Below are 17,408 nucleotides of genomic sequence, written 5' to 3' on the forward strand. Positions count from 1 at the left end.
TTGTCGTATTGGTCCCTATAGGAAGGCTGAACAGTTGTTAAACGCTCGTCTAACACCTGTTATCAGTACTGATAAGGGCGCGTTATCAGCGCCCGCTGGGAAAAGCGATAGATTTTGGTCTGGTTACGCGTGCCTGATAGGCTAGTACTAAAGAGGCCCTTACCGGCAGGCGCTTTTCAGCAGGCGCTTGATCTCCTTTTCCATTGCCGGGGTTCCACCCCAGTGCTGAGCTTGCCGCAACGCTTCACAGGCCCCGCTGGCGTCGTTGGTTTTTAGCCGGGCCTGGGCGATGTAGTGGTAGAACTGGCCTTTGTCGCGGGGAGGTACTAGCTCCAGGCAGTGTTGCAGGTCCACTAGGGCCGCCGCGTGGTTGCCGGCCGCGGTGTGGGCCAGGGCCCGGTTGGCGTAGGCGCCAATGTAGTGTGCGTTGAGACGGATCGCCTGCGTGAAATCCGCCACGGCCTGCGGATACTGCTGTTGTCCGTAGCGCAACCAGCCCCGGTTCAGGTAGGACACCGAATCCTGCGGGTCCAGCTGCACGGCGCGGCTCAGGTACTGGCTAGCGCGGGCCGTATCCTGTTGGAGCAGGTACCAATAGCCGGTTCTACCATGCGCAAACGCATTGGTGGGATCTAGGGCCAGCAGTTTTTCATTCGTGGCAATGGCCCCGGGGTAGTCCCGCCGCAAGGACTGGTTGTAGGCTTGGCTGGCGTAGTATTGCAGCAGGGCTTCGTTGCCTTTATCGTAGCGCTGGCCGAGTCGTAGAAACTGTTCGGCTTCCTTGGTTTGGCCTTGTTGCTGCAGGTACGCACTGAAGCCGTAGTACACCTCGGCCGCCGTGGAATCGAGGAGCCAGGCCTGGTTGAAGCGCTTAATGGCCGTGGGGGCATGGTTGGTGGCCAGGTAGTGCCACCCGAAGTCGACATGGGCCTGCCGGGCGGCTTGGGACGTGCCGTACTCGCGCAGGCTCTGCGCAATGAAGAGTTCATCGGCTTCCCGTTGCGCGGCCGTCTTGATTAGCCCCCCATAACGCGGCCGCTCGTTGATTCTGTCTTTGGCCCGCAGAGCATCTGTTTCGAGATACTCAAGCTTGGAGTTAGGGGTAGTCTGCGCCTGCGCAGCCAGTTGCAGCAACAGCAACACGCTCACTAATAGCCCTAGTCGCATTCTAATAAGATGATAAGATTAAAAGACCAGCTTAGAGTAGCCTAAAGCATAGCTTACTAAATGCTACGCTAGGTGGTCGCACAAGAGAAGGCTTAGCGGACCCTGTCTTGGGCCCGTTCCTACTATCGTGCCAGCCTGTTAAAAGGCCTAGTTTAGGACTGATAAGTATAGGGGCCTTATCGGACCGTATCGTTGCCAGTGGCCTTTTTTTCTACGCTACCAATGGGGTCCTGCCGTGCGGGGCAGGTCGACCACCCGCCGGTGTTTTTCGACCAAGAAGTGGTATACTTGGGGGCTAGTCGAGGGGAACGGCTAGCGGGCCGACTGCTTTCTGGTAGCTTCTGTCCTGCTCGTCCTCTAGCTGCCTGCTGCCCATGCCTCGTTTCCGCCTTTTTCTATTGCTGGTTGGTGCCTGGGGCCTAGGCGACTGCGCGGCGCCCCCTACCGCGGTGCCAGAGGCCGCGGCGCCTGAGGCCGAGGGCGTGCTCCTGGCGCAGGGCACGGGCGGCGGCGGCTCTCCCGGCCCAGACCCCCTCTATCGGGCCGTGCAGTCTTTCGATCTGGACCGACAGCCCACCCGCTACGCGGCGACGCTCCTGGTTCTGGACGAGGCGGACGGCTTTGTGCACCTGCGCGTGCAACTGAATCCCCAGACCCATAAAGTGAACCAGATCACCCTGCTGGGGATACCCCGCAGGGACAGTGTGAGCTATCATCACCTAGGGGAGGGCGTGGCCCGCTACGATTCGCTCAGCGGCCACTACTACTTCACCACCTTCTACCAGAAGCGGACAAAACTGGCCAATGGCTACCAGGACAACGGCCTGCTCCAGCAAATCACGGGCTGGGTCCAGCCGGAATCGGCCGAGGCAGCCCTCCGGCTCAAAGCCATGGAGTGAAGGTGTCCCCTCGGATCGGTCGGACGAACCGGGGAGGGGTCTGAAAGGCATCAGATTCTGGCCCTACGGTTGAGGGCGTGTAATTAAGCCCAGGACGCTCGCCCGCGTGGTCCAACAAGACAGGTCAGAAACAAAACACTCTTTCACATTCTGACCCTAGCTTGTTGACCCCTCTCCCCAAAGGCCTATCGTACTGATTCGTCTTTTGCGCCGATTTTAAACTTTAAGGTATGATAACCCTGACTTGGAAGGAGGGGCCATCCTTCCAAGTAAACATCATAGTTTAGGTACGATAATGGTTCCTTGTCGGCCTTACCCCGCCCGTGGCGCGTCCGATGACTGGACAAAAGGGGGCGGACAGTCAGTGCGCAGCTTTTAGCCGATAATTATTCTATTTAGCTGAGATGACGATACATACGATTGTAGGGAGTTGCCTGCTGCTCAGTGTGGGGAGTGCTTCTGCTGCTGTGGCGCAGGGGCTACAGTTGGGCGTGAAAGCGGGTATTGGGGAAGCGACCGTGCACGGGAACTATCGAGCATTTCTGGAGGAACGCTTCCAGACAGTGAAAGCGCTGCATAGCTTGTATGGGGGCATTCGCCTCACCATCCCTTTCCCGAACAGTCGGTTTTTCTCCTATCAGCCCGAACTGGTGTATGTCCGGCGCGGCACTCGCCTCGCGGTGGAACGGGACAACGTGCGGCTGACGGACCGCAGTGACTATCTCGATATGCCCCTGCTCGTGCGCTATACGCGCCAGGGCTTCCTCGGCGAAGCCGGTCCCCAATTCGGGTATTTCCTGCGCAACCGCACGCGCGTGCAGGATGATCTGGGCAGCAGACACTTCGCGAAAGAGGTGCCCTCGGACACTAGGGTGAGTCTCGGCTTTACCGCCGGCGTCGGGTATCAACTCGCCACGGGTCCGCTGGTCGGCGCTCGCTACACGATCAGCTACACGCAGGAGGCGGTGCACGCCCTCACCCAACTCTATGTGGGCTACACCTTCGGCCAGAAGCGCCCTCTTGCTAGATAAGCATCATGTGGAAAGCAAGTATTGTTGCAGTCATAGGTATAGGCATTCTCGGACTGGGCTTTGTGCTCTTTGACCCGTACTTCTTTACGCCTGCCCAAACGCTCTATGCAATAGGACTACAGAAGACCGATTACGCCAGTGATAATATAAACCTAGAGGAGCAAAAAGAAGGAGCCTACTACTTTGAAAAAGCCTTAGCCAAAGGGTATCGAGAAAGGAAAGTGTATGCCATGCTCCTGAGTACCTACTCCCATATTGCCCCGGATAACACGCGGGAACAGATGCTCACCGGGGCACTCGCGGACTATCCCCAGGATGCCGAGTTTTTCTTTTGGCGGGCAGACAGCCGGATGGGGCAACAGAAGTTCAGGCTGGCGATCCACGATTACAGTCAGGTTATTACCAACCAGAAGGCTCACCGCGGATACCAAGAGGGAGCGCTGTTTTTTCGGGGGCGGCGTGGTACCTGCTCGGCGATACCGCCAAAGCCGCAGCGGACTTTGCCCTCGTGCAACGGCAAAGTGGGCGGCAGTGGCGGGACTACTCGACCTTCGCCTCCGACTACTGCCAAATGCTGCAATAGCTACCCCCTTGGCAGTTAGCGCCCAACGAAAGAGTAGGGAAGCAGTTACGGATAGCTACAAGAAGCCCTAGATACTCCTGTTGCTAGGGCTTCTTTTATTTAATGGCACAAGGAATGCAGCAAGTAAAGGATAGAGCAAACAATATCTATTCACGGGGTCAGTCATAAGAATAGCTATATACAACCCAAGTGATCGATGGAAAAGAGCTTATGGAGTTGCCTGTTACTGGCTAGTATTGCCTACTCTGCCCATGCACAGGGCGTACAGTTCGGCGTGAAAGCAGGGGTGGGCGAAGCGACGTATATCGGTCACCGCAAAGAGTTGCTCGAGGCAGAGTATCAAGCCGACATGCACGCCATTCATGGTTTTTATGGCGGCCTCAGCCTCACCATTCCCTTCCGGCACCATCCGTTTTTTGCCTTCCAGCCTGAACTCGTCTATGTACGCCACGGCTTTGAGCTGGCGCGGAAAGTCCGGCCCTATACCTGGACCGAACGAGATAGCTACCTGGAGTTGCCCTTGCTCGTGCGCTATACCCGGTACGGTTTCTTCGCCGAAGCCGGGCTGCAAGTCGGCTATTTCCTGCACAACCGCTCCCACATCAACGATGGGGGGACTCCGTACTCGTATTCGCTGCGGCCCAGTCCATCCGAGACGTTAAGCAAGGGGATCACCGTGGGGGTGGGCTATCAGCTGCGGACAGGTCCGCTGGCGGGCATTCGGTATACGGTCGGCAGCGCGCGCTCGGCGTTTAGTACGGTCCTCAGTTTGTATTCGGGCTATACCTTTGGCCGCCCGCCGAAAAGGTAGCCCTGGTGCTGGTGGATCCTACCCAGCCGGCGGCAGGTAAGGCGATAGCGGGTAGGGCCACCCGTCGCTAGTGAGCCCGGCGGAAGCCACCGGGGACCGGTATTCTGGGTCGAGTTAGGTGGAGCTAATCCCGCCTTCCCATACGGATCCCCGGTTTGCGTAGCTTCGATGTATACGCTATGACAACCTTAACTTGTCGTACCTAAAATTTAGTTACCAAGGTTAACCGGGTAGGTTGGTCGGGGCGAGTTTGCGGTGGGCATGGATGACCACCTTTCGGTGGCGCAAGTACTTATAAAGAGTGACTTTGGAAATGCGTAGGCGCTGGGCAATCTCGTTGACGCCGAGCTGCTGCTCGCGATAAAGCGTCTCGGCAATGATGGCCGTGCGCTCGGCTTCTGCCGAAAGGCCCCGCTGGCGGCCCCCGACCTGGCCCCGCGCCCGCGCCGAGGCCAGCCCCGCGTGGGTACGCTCACGAATCAGCTCGCGCTCAAACTCGGCTAGCGAGGCAAACAGGTTAAACACGAGCCGCCCTTGGGCCGAGGTGGTGTTGATGGCATCGGTCAGGGACACCAGGCCCACGCCTCGAAACTCGAGTTCGGCCACCATATCCAGCAAATGCTGGAGCGAGCGGCCCAGCCGGTCGAGCTTATAGATAGTGACCGTGTCGCCTGTGCGCAGGCTGGCTAGGAGGCGGTCTAGTTCCGGGCGGGCTTTGGTGGCTCCGGAAGCATGTTCCTGGAAGATGGTTTCACACCCGGCCTTGTGTAAGGCATCGAGTTGTAGTTCCAGGTTCTGGTCGCGGGTCGAGACGCGGGCGTAGCCGATGTTCATGGGGCAAAGTACAGGGTATCCGTGCCGAAAGTAGCCTTTGCTGTACGTTGATTGCTGAACAAGTTTTCTGTACTAACCTGACAGGTTTTGGCTTGACTTTACCCCAATGGGCTGCGTAGGCTGACTTGTTCACTAAAACGTTCGTTTCGGTTAACCACTAGCAGGGCTGTGTCGTCCTGAGTAAAGCTGACCGTTGGCTGATCCTGTACTATTAGTGACCGTTGGGACGGTGAAAATGAAGGGAGCCAACTCGATTGAGTGGTTTTTTGGGCCGTTATAACGCTTGGCTTTCCCCTGCTTTTTCGACGACTGATCACGGACATGAACTGCTACCGGCAGGAAGGGTACTTCCTGGGGGCACTACCAGGAAAGTACCGGGAACCGGCGCGAAATCACGGGTGGGAGCACTGGCAACAGACAGGACTGGGCCGGCAAATTAGTTGTCATTTGACCTTTTCAGGATACCAACTTGGACTTGTCAACAAACCAGCGCCGGCAGCCTTGCCGGTACCTTTGTTCGGTAGCTTTTACTCCCCCTAACTCGTACAGACATGAACAAGATAGCCTTAGTAACGGGCGCTTCGGCCGGCATTGGCCAGGCGACGGCCATTTACCTCGCCCAACATGGCTACACCGTGTATGGGGGCGCGCGCAGAACAGACAACATGCTGGATCTGAAAAGCTACGGCATTACTCCCCTTGCGCTGGATGTAACCAAAGACGAAAGTGTGGTGGCGTGCGTCAATCGAATTTTTGAAGAACAAGGAGGCATTGATATTTTGGTCAACAATGCCGGCTTTGGGTTGGAAGGGGCCATCGAAGATCTTCCCCTGCAAGACGCCCGCTATCAGTTGGAAGTAAATGTATTTGGGGCTATGCGGTTGGCCCAACTGGTGTTGCCGAAAATGCGGGCAAAGAGGTATGGTAAGATTGTGAACATTTCGTCCGTGGGCGGCAAGATTGCGTTTCCCCTCGGGGGGTGGTATCACGCCAGCAAATTTGCTCTGGAAGCCTTGAGCGACAGCCTGCGCAATGAGGTGAAGGAATTTGGCATTGACGTAATCGTGGTGGAGCCAGGGGCCACCCGATCGGAATGGGGAAATGTGGCCACGGATATTCTCCTGAAAGTATCGGGTCACACCGCCTACAAAGACTTGGCGACGAAAACCCATCATTTATTTACCCGGCTATCGAAGGATGTAGCCGAACCAGTCGTGATTGCTAAACTTATCAAGCAGGGAATCGAAGCCAAAAGTCCCAAAACCAGGTATACCACTTCCCAGATGGCCTCTACGCTTTTGTTATGTTTGAAAAGGATTCTACCCGACAAGCAATTGGATAAGTTGATCATGAGCCAGATAAAATAGGGAACTATGGACAACGTCTTTCTGCAGCATAATATCCTGTATGCCCAGGGGCATCAAAAGGTGCAGAGTAGCGAGCATTACTTTCCGGACCACGCGCTCGGCATCATGCTGTCCGGTGAGTCGCATTACTTTTCCAACGAGGGTTCGTTTGTCATGCAAGCAGGCACCATCTGTTTGATGCGGCGGAACGAATTATTCAAAAAGCTGAAAAAAGTTGGGCCGAATGGGGAGCCGCCTTCATTGATCAGCCTGTTCCTGGATCAGAAAACGTTGCATCACTACGCAGTCGAAAGTAGCATTCCCAAGCAACGTCCTTATCGGGGAAAGGCGATGCTTGACCTAACGAGTAACTCATTTTTGAAAGGATTTTTTGACTCGCTATTGCCGTACATCGATCACCCGCAAAAACTCACTGCGAAAATTGCGGCACTCAAAACCAGGGAAGCAATTGAGCTACTGCTGCAAGCGGGGGATAGCTACCGACAATTGTTGTTTGATTTTCAGGAGCCGCATAAGATAGATTTGGAAACGTACATGAATCATAATTTCAAGTATAACCTGCCCCTGGTATCGTTTGCTAAATTGGCAGGACGTAGCCTATCTACCTTCAAGAGAGACTTTACCAAAATATTTGCCACGACGCCGGAAAAGTGGTTGCAACACAAGCGGTTGGAACACGCGCACTATCTTCTGTCAACAAGAGCAATGCGACCCTCCGAGGTGTATTTAGAAGTTGGGTTCGAAAACCTGTCGCACTTCTCCTTCGCTTTCAAAAAAACCTTCGGCCTAACGCCGACTGAGTTGACAGAACAACATCGGACTACCAGCCGCTGACCAGAACGAGGCATTTCAGTGCCTTTCCAGCCCGGGGCCTGAATACGGCGCCGGGATACTGGTTTTTCGGGCCCTATTACGGGCTGGCGGTAGGGGCCATCTTCGGGCACTTGGCTGCGGCCCACGACCGGCGCCCGCGAAACCGGGCGCGGGGGGAAGCACGGCTGATCCTGGGGACGGGCTTCGTGCTGGGCCTGCTGCTGGTGCTGGCCTTCCCGAATTGGTTCCGGGGGGTGCCGCTGCCCGGACCCTAAGTATCGCCCCGCAGCGGCCGAACCGCCCGCAGTCGCTTACAGTAGGAAGAAGTACAGGCTGGCCAGCAGCACGAGGCTGCTCATAAAGAGGGCGACCACCTGATCATCGGGGGAGGGAGTAGTAGGGAGTTACATAGGTCGGCAAAGCTAACGCTACCGGTTGAGCTTCCCGCCATTGGCAGCACTTTTCCAGGGTAAAGTTGTTCGCCAGCCAGAGCAAGTGCCCGTAGGGGGCTCGGAGTGCTCCGTGCGCCCAGTGGGGTGCGTCGAAGTGGGTCAGGGAAGCGACCCACTTGGCGGGGATCGTCTGCGAGCCAGCCAGCCGGGCATTCATGCGTTGCGGGGGCGTTTGGTTAACCAACCGCCAAGAGCGCCGCGGCCTCTTGGTCCGACCCGACTCAACGCCGGGGTGGGGAGGCCGCGCGCAGGAGGGGGCATTCCCTGCGGTGAGCGAATAGGGGACCTTGGAGTCCCGCATAGGAGGATTTTGGTGACTTGATAGAGGAATCAGCGGTTGATTTTGTCGGTTCTACCGCCGCTATTGCGGAGCACGGCAGTATTGAAGCTAAAGGTGCACAGGTAACCGCTGTCCCCGCAGGGCTGTCCGGCGTTTTTACCTAGCTTATTCGTTGGCTGCTTTCTTATACTCGGTCGCCGCTTTCTTCGCCTGAAAATGAAATACGGGTGACGGCACGTGTTCCTTGGTGAAGAGTTGGACGAAGCCGGCGATTACTTCCGGGTGCTGCGGCGCCACATTGTGCGTTTCTTTAGGGTCGGTAATTAAGTCATACAGCTCGATGGGCCCTTTGGGCGTCGTGGCCATATTTAGACGCACAGCTTTCCACTTGCCCCACCGGGCGGCCACGCTCCCCCCCTGCTCATAAAATTCCCAGTACAAATAAGGATGCTGCTGCTGTTTACCGCGCCCAGTGAGGGTGGGCAGCAGGGAAATGCCATCGATGCCTGGGGGGCTTTTCAGGCCCGCCACATCCAGGAAGGTGGGCAAGAGGTCCCAGAAAGCGGCGAGCTGCGGGGTGACGGTCCCGGCTTTCACCCGACCGGGCCACCGCACAATGAAAGGCACCCGAATACCGCCTTCGTACAAATCCCGTTTTGCCCCCCGCAGTCCCCCGCTGCTATTAAAATACGCCAACTCTTTGCCCCCCTCAGCGGAAGGGCCATTGTCCGAGGTGAAAACAACCAGGGTATTCTCGTCCAAGTTTAGCTGCTTGAGCTTTTGCATAATTTGCCCTACCTGGTCATCCAGCACTCGCATCATGGCCACCACGGCGGCCCGCGGGTGCGGCTGCGACAAGTAAGCGCCGGTCTTGGCGAAGCCTGTCGCGCTCGTGTCGGCACCGATATAGGGCTTTTCCGGGCCGTACTTGCCGATGGTTTGCTGCATATAGGCCGGCGGGGCAACGAGTTCCGCGTGCGGAATTGGGGTGGTCATAAAGACGGCAAAGGGCTCCGCCTGATGCCGCTCAATAAACGCCAGTAGGCGCTGCTGAATCAGCTCCGGGGCATAGGTGCCCGAGCGCGCGCCCTGGTTATCCGGGAGCAACACCTTCTCCCGGTTGTGCCAGAGGTAGTAGGGGTAGTAGTTGTGCGCCAGCGTTTGGCTGTTGTAGCCAAAAAATTCATCAAACCCCTTGTTTACTGGGTCGCCACTGCTGCCCGCCCCGCCCAGGCCCCACTTGCCAAAACACCCAGTGGCATAGCCCGCTTGCTTGAGCAGTTGGGGAATGATGCGACTGGAATCCGGCAGGGGGTATTGCCCTTCCGGCGGCACGGCGATGTTGCCGCGCACGGGGGTGTGGCCGGTGTGCTGGCCGGTAAAGAACGAGGAGCGGGAGGGCGAACAGACGGCCGTACCCGCGTAGCCCTGGGTAAACTTCAGCCCCTCAGTAGCTAGCCGGTCGATGTTAGGGGTCTGATAGCGTTGTTGCCCGTAGCAGCTGATGCCCCCGTAGCCCAGGTCGTCGGCCATGATAACGATGATGTTGGGCGGGCGCTTTGGGGGGTGTTTCACCTTCGCGAAGGCGAAGCAGCCCCCAATGGCTATCATCACCGCGAGCCAGTGGGGGGCTTTTTTAGGTAGTCGGTTGGTTATTCGAGGTAGCATAGATTCCGAGGTAGGTAGATGATCGACGCGCAGGAGCTTCCTAGTACTAGTATATATCTTGGACGCAGCGGAAACCCAGGTTGTTAGCGGCACTGCGCACCTCCCCTTTGCCCCGGCTGCCGGCCTGGTAGCGCCGGCAATACTGGTCGCTGCACAGGAAAGAGCCGCCGCGCTGCACGCGCTTGACCAGCCCAGGCTCCTCCGGGTCGTGGCTATCGGCCGGGCCGGCCGGATTGCTGGTGGGACTTACCCGGTAGTAGTCGGGCCGGTAGTAGTCGCTGCACCACTCCCATACGTTGCCTTCCATATCGTAGAGTCCCCAGGGGTTGGGAGGGAACGACTTGACGGGGGCCACACCCTCGAAGCCATCCGCGCGGGTGTTGCCCGCCGGGAAGTCGCCTTGGAAGAGGTTGGCCATCCACTCGCCGTTGGGCGTTAGCTCCTGGCCCCAGTAGTAGAGCCCCGCCGTACGCTGGCCGGCGCGGGCAGCAAACTCCCACTCCGCTTCCGTGGGTAGCCGTTTTCCGACCCACCGGGCGTAGGCCTGAGCATCTTCGTAGCAGACCTGCACTACGGGGTCATTAGTGCGACCGGCCACGCTGCTGCCCGGCCCCAGCGGCTGCCGCCAGTTGGCCCCCGGCACGTACTGCCACCACTGCCCCGACTCCGCGAGCGCCACAGGCTGAGGGGGCTTCGCGAAAACGGCCGAGCCGGCTACCAACTGCGACTCTGGTATTCCGGGGAAATCTTGGGGGTCGGGCTGGCGCTCGGCCACCGTCGCGTAGTGCGTGGCCTGGACAAACTCCGCGAACTGAGCATTGGTTACCTCGTGCTCGTCCATCCAAAAGGCGCGTACGCTCACCCGGTGCTGGGGGTAGTCATCGGCGAGGGCTTGGTCGCGGTCGACCCCCATCAAAAAAATGCCCCCCGGTAGCCGGACCATGCCTTTAGGAGAAATACCCCTTGCTGTCTTAGCATGGGCTACGTTGCTCGGCCCCTGACCTGGGCTGGAAAGGGCGGCTGGTTTTGCCTCCTGTCCTGCCTTTTGTTGGCAAGAGCAAAATAGGACCACTACTACCAGCAGCAGGCCAACTCCCAATTGGTAGGCCAGCCAAGGCAGCAAGAAAGCGGCTCGTGCAATTCGATGCGGCGCGAGAAGAACTTTCATAGGTGAGAAAAAGTGGGCTAGGTCGAGGGTGCTCCTCCAGAGTAGTGCAGTTTAATCTCGTACCGGGGGGGCGTTTTTTGACCTGGCGGTCAAGGGAAAGGATCAATAGCCAGGGTTCTGTTCCATCACGGCCTCGCGGTTGCGCTCAATTTCCGCGAACGGCACCGGAAATAGGTTGTGCTTGGGCTCAATGTCTTTATAATACGGGTTGCAGCGCTTCACGCGCTCGTACAACAGCCCCAGGCGCATCAGCGTAAGGCGCCGCTTCTCTTCCATGCCGAGCTCCCGCATCCGCTCGTCGAGAATGTAGTCGATGGTCACGTCGCTGGCCGCTACCGGCTTGGCGTTGGCGCGGCTGCGAATCACGTTGATATCCGCGGCAGCCGCGGCTTTGTCGCCCTTGCCTAGGTGGGCTTCGGCGCGCAGCAGATAGGTTTCTGCCAGCCGGAACAGGTACTGGTCCGTGTAAGTCCCGCCCGCAATGTCCTTGAGCTGAAACGTGGCCGCATTGCTGTACAGGTTGGTCGGATGCGTGAAGGGCGTCGTGACCTTGGACTGGTAGGCGTAGAAGGAGCGGCTCGGCACCGTGATGCCCGCGGGGGGCGCGTCGGCCGATACCGTTTTGCCAAACAGGCTGGGCACGGCCGGGTTGTTGTAGGTGTACTCGCGCACAAAATTGTGGTTGGCGTTGCGCAGGTCGTTCGTGAAGTCGCTGGCCCAGATGGTATTGCTGAAGTACTTGGTCGACACAGCCCACCCAATGCCCCGGCCGCCCGTGTAATCGCCGGTCGGCCAGCGAAACGGTAACAGGGTGCCCAGGCGGAAATCAATGAGGTTGGGCCCGTGGTGCCGCTCTAGCAGGTAGGCGCCGTTTCTGGCCGTCGACACCGCCGAGCCGCCCGGCACGTCGGTTTCAAACTGCACCACCCACAGGCCTTCCATATTCCCCGCGCTGCGGTTTTGATTCCGCACCTGGAACAGATCCCAGTACACGTCGCCGGGCGTGACCGTAGAGCGGGATCCAAATCGGCTGCGCATCAGGCGCACGCTGGGGTCCGAGATGACGGCCGTGGCCGTGGTGACGGCGCTGGTGTAGTCGGCCGTGGCCAGGTATACTTCGGCCAGCAAATGTTGGGCGGCGAGCTTACTGATTTCCCCCGGTTGCACTTGCGCGATGCCCGGCAGGTTGGCCACCGCAAACGTCAGATCGTCAATCACCTGCTTCAGCACATCAGCCTTCGGGGCGCGGGCAAAGTTGTATTTAGGCGCGGAGAGCTCCTCCAGCACGATGGGCACGTCGCCGTACAAGTAAGCCAGGGTGCGGTAGGCTAAGGCCCGAAACACCCTAGCGCGCGCTTCAATCAGGGTCTTTTCGGTGGCGCTCATCTGCGCCGCGGGCAGGCGGCCGAGAATGGTATTCGTTTCCGCGATTATTTTGTATAGGTCGCGCCAATGCGCCAGGGGAATGTCGGCGGACGGGTCCAGCGCGGCGGCCAGATTCGAGAGGCGCCGGATACTGGGCTGCCCATCGAATACCAGGTCGGTCCCGTAGAGGTAGTCCATGGGGTTCGCCTCATTCGAGGAGTAGAATTCCGCGCGCACCAACCGGTACAGGTTGTTCACGCCCGCATTAAAGTCCTGGTAGGTTCTATAGCCGTTTTCGGCGCTGAGAAAATCGGCGGGCTGCTCGTTCAAAAAGTCTTTCTGGCAGGCAGACAAGATGAGCAGCGGCAAGAGCAAGCAAACTTTAGCTAGATTTTTCATGGCTTGGATAGTTCAAAAAGCGACGGACAGACCCACGGAATAGCCTTTGAGCACGGGGCGACCAGAGTCGTTCACTCCCTGCTCGGTTTCCGGGTCCCAGCCCAGCCAGTCGGTCCAGGTATAAAGGTTTTTGGCGCTCACGAACACGCTTAAGTTGTCGGCGTGCAGCTTTTCAATGATGTTGCCGCCAAACCGGTACGAGAGGGAAATATCCTGCAAGCGCACGAAGCTGCGGTTCTGAAACACGCCCGGGGTAAGGGCGGGCGAGAGGGCCGAGCGGGGAAACACGGCGTTGGGGTTGGAGGGGGACCAAAAATCCAGGGCCGTGAGGTAGTTAAGCCGCCGCGAGTTCTCATCCAGCAGCCCCCCGATATTGTTAGCGGGGTTGTTGGGCGCGAGGTAGCTGTCGTTGCCGCCCAGCACGGCGTTCAGGAACACGCGAAAGGTAAAGCCCTTGTACTCCACCGTATTGAGCAGGCTGGTGCGATAATCCGGCTCCCGCTGCCCTAAGAATACCCGGTCGCCCGCCCGGTCAACCCGGCCGTCCCCGTTCACATCCACGAGACGAAACGACCCTGTGTAGTAGCCGGCTGGAACATCATCCCCCAGTTGGTAAAAGCCGTCGGATTGTAAGTCGTAGATCGTGCCAATGGGGCGACCAATAAAGAGGCCACTGCTCACCAGGTCATCCTCCCTCCCGTCGCCGTCGGCATCCAGCCCGACCAGCTTAATGATTTTGTTGCGGTTGCCGGAAATATTGAAGGTGGTGCTCCACTTAAAATTCTTAGTGGCAATATTTTGCGTGGTCAGGGTCAGCTCCAGGCCCGCGTTTTTGATGTTGCCCACGTTGGTGCGAATCGACGAGAAGCCGGAGATGGAGGGCAGGGCTACGTCGAACAGCAGGTCGTTGGTGCGGTTGTTATAGTAGTCGACGCTGCCCGAGATGCGGTTCTTGAGCACCACAAAATCCAGCCCCGCATTCAGGCCCCGGGTAGACTCCCACTTCAAATTCGGATTCGCCAGGGTGCTCACCTGCTGCCCGAACACGGTGGTGCCGCCGTCGCCGAACACGTACGCGGCGCTGGGCTCGAGGCGGGCCAGGGAGGAGTAGCGGCTAGTCAGGTTGCCATTCGTGCCAAAGCCCGCCCGGAGCTTCAGAAAGTTAATGGGGGCGAAGTTGAAAAAGGGCTCTTCCGTTAGGATCCAGCCCAGGGCGGCCGACGGGAAAATGCCGTACTTCTTGTTGGCGGCGAAGCCGGAAAACCCGTCGCGGCGCAGGGTGGCCGTCAACAGATACCGCTCGCCGTACTTGTAATTCAGGCGGGCCATCTGGGCGTTGAGCCGTTCCTCCCAGGCGTCGGAAGAAGTGAACTGGTTGGTGCCCTGCTCCAGGCTATTGAAACCCAGGGCGATGTTGGAAAACCCCGTGGCGTTGGCGTAGGTGCGGGAGTACTCCCGCTCGATGGCGCTGTACAGCAAGGTGCCCGTCAGCTCGTGCTTGCCCAACACCTTGGAGTAAGTTAAAATATTGTCGAGCGTGTAGTCGTAGTTCGTATCCAGGTCCTTGTAGGCCTGCCCCGTCTGCCCCGCGGCCCACCGACTGGCGTAGTAGTGGTTGTTGGTGCGGTAGTTATTGCCGAAGTTGAGGCGGTAGGTCAGGCCCGGCAGGAAAGGCGCGCTGAGCTCGGTGTAGAAGTTGCCAAATAGGGTCATGCGCTTGTCCGAGTCCTTGGCGTCGGCACCCAACAGGGGATTCGCCAGCCCCGTGCCCGTCGGAAAAGGAATGAGGTTGCCGGCCTCGTCGTAGGGCTCGTGCATGGGCGATATGCGCACGATATTGGCCAGGGTTGGCTCCTCGCCGCTGAAGTCGTTGAAGGAGCCGAAGGTTTGGGCCCCTATCTTCCACCACGGGGTGGCTTGGGTTTCCAGGTTGATGCGGACACTCTTGCGGCTGAACTTATCATTGATGATGAAGCCGAGCTGTTTGGTGTAGCCCCCCGACACGAGGTAAGTCGTTTTTTCGCTTCCCCCCGAAATGCTGAGTTGGTGGTCCTGAATGGACCCCGTTTGGGTAGATGCATCCCACCAGTCAAAATCGGCGGTGCGGATCGTGCCGTCCGCGTTCAGGTGAATCTGATCCACAAACTTGGTGAGGTCGAAGTTTGGGTTGGGCGTAGTGTAGTCGGGCGCCAGGTAGGCCTGGGTGTAGTTCAGGTCGCGGATGCGCTGCAGGATCTCCTCCCGGTTTTGCGGCCGCACATTTACGCTGGGCGTTTGCGTAGCGTAAGAGCCGGTGTAGGCAATGCGCGTCTTGCCGGCTTTGCCCTTACGGGTGGTGATGAGCAGCACGCCATTCGCCGCCTGCGCGCCGTACACGGCCGTGGAGCTGGCATCCTTGAGCACATCGATGGAGGCCACATCATCCGGATTGATGGAAGCCAGCGAGCCATTGTAGATGATGCCATCCAGGACGATCAGCACGTTGGCATTGCCATTGATGGTATTTGCCCCCCGCACCTGAATGCTGGGGTTTCCGCCGGCCGTGTTTACCTGGCCTACGTTCAGGCCGGGTACCGAGCCTTGCAAGGACTGGGCAATGTTGGTATTCGGTGCTTCCCGAAATGCCTCCAGGTCAGCACTGGCCACCGAGCCCGTCAGGTCGGACTTGCGCTGCACCCCGTAGCCCACGACCACCACCTCATCCAGGGCCTGGGTGTTTTCCCCCAGCACCATATTGAGGGTGGGCCCCGTCACGGGCACTTCCTGGGCAACAAACCCAATGGAGCTGAAGATTAGCACACTTCCCCGCGGCGCGGTTAGCGAAAAGTTGCCTTGGTCATCGGTGGAGGTGCCCTGGGTGGTGCCTTTCACCACCACCGTTACGCCGGGCAAGGGCTGCCCATCAGCCTGGGTGACGCGGCCGGTTACGGCGATGTCCTCTGGGGCCGTTTCCGCGGCCTGCGCCGGCTCTGCCCCGGTGATGACGTAATAATTAGGTCGTAATTTTTGAAAGCTCAGCCCGGCCTGGATGAGCACCTGAGTGAGCTGCTCATCCAGGCTGACGCCTTCAGTAGTGGGGGGAGGCACTGCGCTTTTATCACGGACTAAGTCCGTCTTGTAGATGATGGTGGCCTGGTACTGCTGTTCCCAGCGCCCCAGCAAGGCTTTCAGCGAGACGGCCGGCGCGGGTCGCGGCGCGGCCGGCGGGCGCGTTTGCACCGCCGCAACGAGCTGACCGTAGGTGGCGGCGGGTGCCTGGAACAGGCCGAGGCTGGCCACGAGGCACAGGGGGCGGGCAAGTCGTTCCTGGAAGAGAGTAGGCAGTCTTTCCATACAAGTTGGGGGAGAAAGGAGGAACAAGGAATCCTTAGAAGGAGGAGATGATAATCTGATTGCCCCGGTGCTGGACCTGGAGGTGGAAGGTGGCTTCTATTGCCTGGCACAGCAGGTCGATATCCCCGACGGGCACCGTCCCCGTAATCGTTTGCCGGCGCAGCGCCGGATCGAGTATGATGACGTTGAGCCCGTAGGTGTCGTGAAGCATAGTGCTCAACTCCCCAATGGGAGTGTCGTCTAGCACTAACTTCTGGTCCTTCCAGGCGGCGTAGGCGGGCGCCGCCACGGCCTTGCGCACCACCTGCGCGGGCTGGGCGTCAGCCGTCTGCAGGAGCTCGCCGGGCTGCAGGGTCACATCCGCCTGGTGCTGGTCGGCAAAATCGACGCGCACTTTGCCCGAGAGCAGTACCACCCGGGCCTGCTCATGCCGGCGATACACCGTGAACTGGGTGCCCAGCACTTCCACGTGGAAGCTGCCGGTGGTATGCACCCGGAAACGCTGGTGGGTAGGCAGATGCTTGACGGAGAAGTACGCTTCTCCGTCGAGCCATACTTCCCGGGGGGTGTTGGCGCGCCAGACGGCCGCGTGGCGCAGGGTAGAGTTGGCATTCAGCGTCACCGTGGAGCCGTCCGGCAGCCGGACCTGCCGGGTCTGACCATAGGGGGTAGTATACACAACGACTGGGCGAAGCTCGTCTGGGCCTCCCGGGCTGAGCGACCACAGCGTGCCGCCCGCCGCCAGGCCCCCGACGGCCGCCGCCGCGGCCCAGCGGCCCCACCGGAAAGTGGCCGGCCGGCGGTTTGCCCTTGGTTCATCCTTTACGCCCAGGCGCTGATGCAATTGGGCCCTCACCCCCTCAAGGTTAATGGGTGAGGGAGAATCCCCGGCTTGGGGGCTGGCCTCGAGGGCGTCGGCCTGCCGGCTCATCCAGTGCCGGGCTAAGAGCTCATTGGCCGGGTCCTGCAGCCAGGCGCGCACGGCCTGGGCTTCTTCCAGGGACGACTCACCCCGCACGTAACGCATGCACGCGTCAAAATCTATGGCTTGCATAAGTAATAGGCAGTGAACGGTCTTGCTAAGGAGTAAAAGCCCGTGAGCCGCCGCTACCCTGAAGGTCCCCGTATCTTTATTTTTGCTAGCGCTGAAGGTGGGTTGGGAGCCCTCCTGTTGAGCGGGGGTACCAGACGGGCACCGCTATCCAACGGGCTTGCGTTGTGCCGCCTGCGCGGTCCGG

The 17,408-nt window shown here is 59.1% G+C and carries 14 protein-coding genes; 6 read left to right on the forward strand and 8 right to left on the reverse strand.

What is annotated here, in order from left to right; all coding sequences use genetic code 11:
- Positions 1-159: 159 nt before the first annotated feature.
- Positions 160-1,167 carry a hypothetical protein gene (locus tag ACW9KT_RS19280; RefSeq protein ID WP_457083433.1) on the reverse strand — a complete coding sequence of 336 codons (1,008 nt, stop codon included), beginning with the start codon at positions 1,165-1,167 and terminating at the stop codon, positions 160-162.
- 374 nt (positions 1,168-1,541) lie between these two features.
- Here ACW9KT_RS19280 and ACW9KT_RS19285 point away from each other — a divergent pair, with 374 nt between their 5' ends.
- The 4 genes from ACW9KT_RS19285 (at position 1,542) to ACW9KT_RS19300 (ending at position 4,491) form a co-directional block, all read left to right on the forward strand.
- Complete coding sequence (locus ACW9KT_RS19285) at positions 1,542-2,066, forward strand: hypothetical protein (RefSeq protein ID WP_457083435.1); 525 nt, start codon at positions 1,542-1,544, stop codon at positions 2,064-2,066.
- A 404-nt stretch (positions 2,067-2,470) separates the two neighbouring features.
- Positions 2,471-3,097: a porin family protein gene (locus tag ACW9KT_RS19290; protein WP_457083437.1), complete on the forward strand. Its 627-nt coding sequence runs from the start codon at positions 2,471-2,473 to the stop codon at positions 3,095-3,097.
- A 5-nt stretch (positions 3,098-3,102) separates the two neighbouring features.
- On the forward strand, positions 3,103-3,699 hold the full coding sequence (locus tag ACW9KT_RS19295) for a hypothetical protein (RefSeq protein WP_457083439.1): 597 nt from the start codon (positions 3,103-3,105) through the stop codon (positions 3,697-3,699).
- Positions 3,700-3,876: 177 nt separating this feature from the next.
- A complete protein-coding gene (locus ACW9KT_RS19300) occupies positions 3,877-4,491 on the forward strand; it encodes a porin family protein (RefSeq protein ID WP_457083441.1) in 615 nt (204 codons plus the stop codon).
- 222 nt (positions 4,492-4,713) lie between these two features.
- Here the strand turns inward: ACW9KT_RS19300 and ACW9KT_RS19305 are convergent, their stop codons facing one another.
- Positions 4,714-5,325, reverse strand: coding sequence for a recombinase family protein (locus ACW9KT_RS19305; protein ID WP_457083443.1), 612 nt, complete (start codon positions 5,323-5,325; stop codon positions 4,714-4,716).
- Positions 5,326-5,876: 551 nt separating this feature from the next.
- Here ACW9KT_RS19305 and ACW9KT_RS19310 point away from each other — a divergent pair.
- Both ACW9KT_RS19310 and ACW9KT_RS19315 read left to right on the forward strand, forming a co-directional pair.
- Complete coding sequence (locus ACW9KT_RS19310; protein WP_457083445.1) at positions 5,877-6,692, forward strand: oxidoreductase; 816 nt, start codon at positions 5,877-5,879, stop codon at positions 6,690-6,692.
- Positions 6,693-6,698: 6 nt separating this feature from the next.
- Positions 6,699-7,526, forward strand: a complete 828-nt coding sequence (locus tag ACW9KT_RS19315; RefSeq protein ID WP_457083447.1) for a helix-turn-helix domain-containing protein — start codon at positions 6,699-6,701, stop codon at positions 7,524-7,526.
- A gap of 357 nt (positions 7,527-7,883) precedes the next feature.
- On the opposite strand, the gene ACW9KT_RS19320 is transcribed toward ACW9KT_RS19315, so the two are convergent.
- From ACW9KT_RS19320 to ACW9KT_RS19345, 6 genes are all read right to left on the reverse strand, one after another.
- The gene (locus ACW9KT_RS19320) at positions 7,884-8,258 is read right to left on the reverse strand and encodes a hypothetical protein (RefSeq protein ID WP_457083449.1); all 375 of its coding nucleotides are present in this window, start codon (positions 8,256-8,258) and stop codon (positions 7,884-7,886) included.
- Between the two features lie 144 nt (positions 8,259-8,402).
- Positions 8,403-9,905: an arylsulfatase gene (locus ACW9KT_RS19325; RefSeq protein WP_457083451.1), complete on the reverse strand. Its 1,503-nt coding sequence runs from the start codon at positions 9,903-9,905 to the stop codon at positions 8,403-8,405.
- A 46-nt stretch (positions 9,906-9,951) separates the two neighbouring features.
- A complete protein-coding gene (locus ACW9KT_RS19330; protein ID WP_457083453.1) occupies positions 9,952-11,073 on the reverse strand; it encodes a formylglycine-generating enzyme family protein in 1,122 nt (373 codons plus the stop codon).
- Positions 11,074-11,175: 102 nt separating this feature from the next.
- Positions 11,176-12,837, reverse strand: coding sequence for a RagB/SusD family nutrient uptake outer membrane protein (locus ACW9KT_RS19335; protein WP_457083455.1), 1,662 nt, complete (start codon positions 12,835-12,837; stop codon positions 11,176-11,178).
- A 12-nt stretch (positions 12,838-12,849) separates the two neighbouring features.
- Positions 12,850-16,170, reverse strand: a complete 3,321-nt coding sequence (locus ACW9KT_RS19340; protein WP_457083457.1) for a SusC/RagA family TonB-linked outer membrane protein — start codon at positions 16,168-16,170, stop codon at positions 12,850-12,852.
- Between the two features lie 34 nt (positions 16,171-16,204).
- Positions 16,205-17,224 (reverse strand): FecR family protein, encoded by a 1,020-nt coding sequence (locus ACW9KT_RS19345; protein ID WP_457083459.1) that lies wholly within the window; start codon positions 17,222-17,224, stop codon positions 16,205-16,207.
- Positions 17,225-17,408 lie beyond the last annotated feature (184 nt).

It is taken from the genome of Hymenobacter sp. HD11105, from assembly GCF_054051685.1.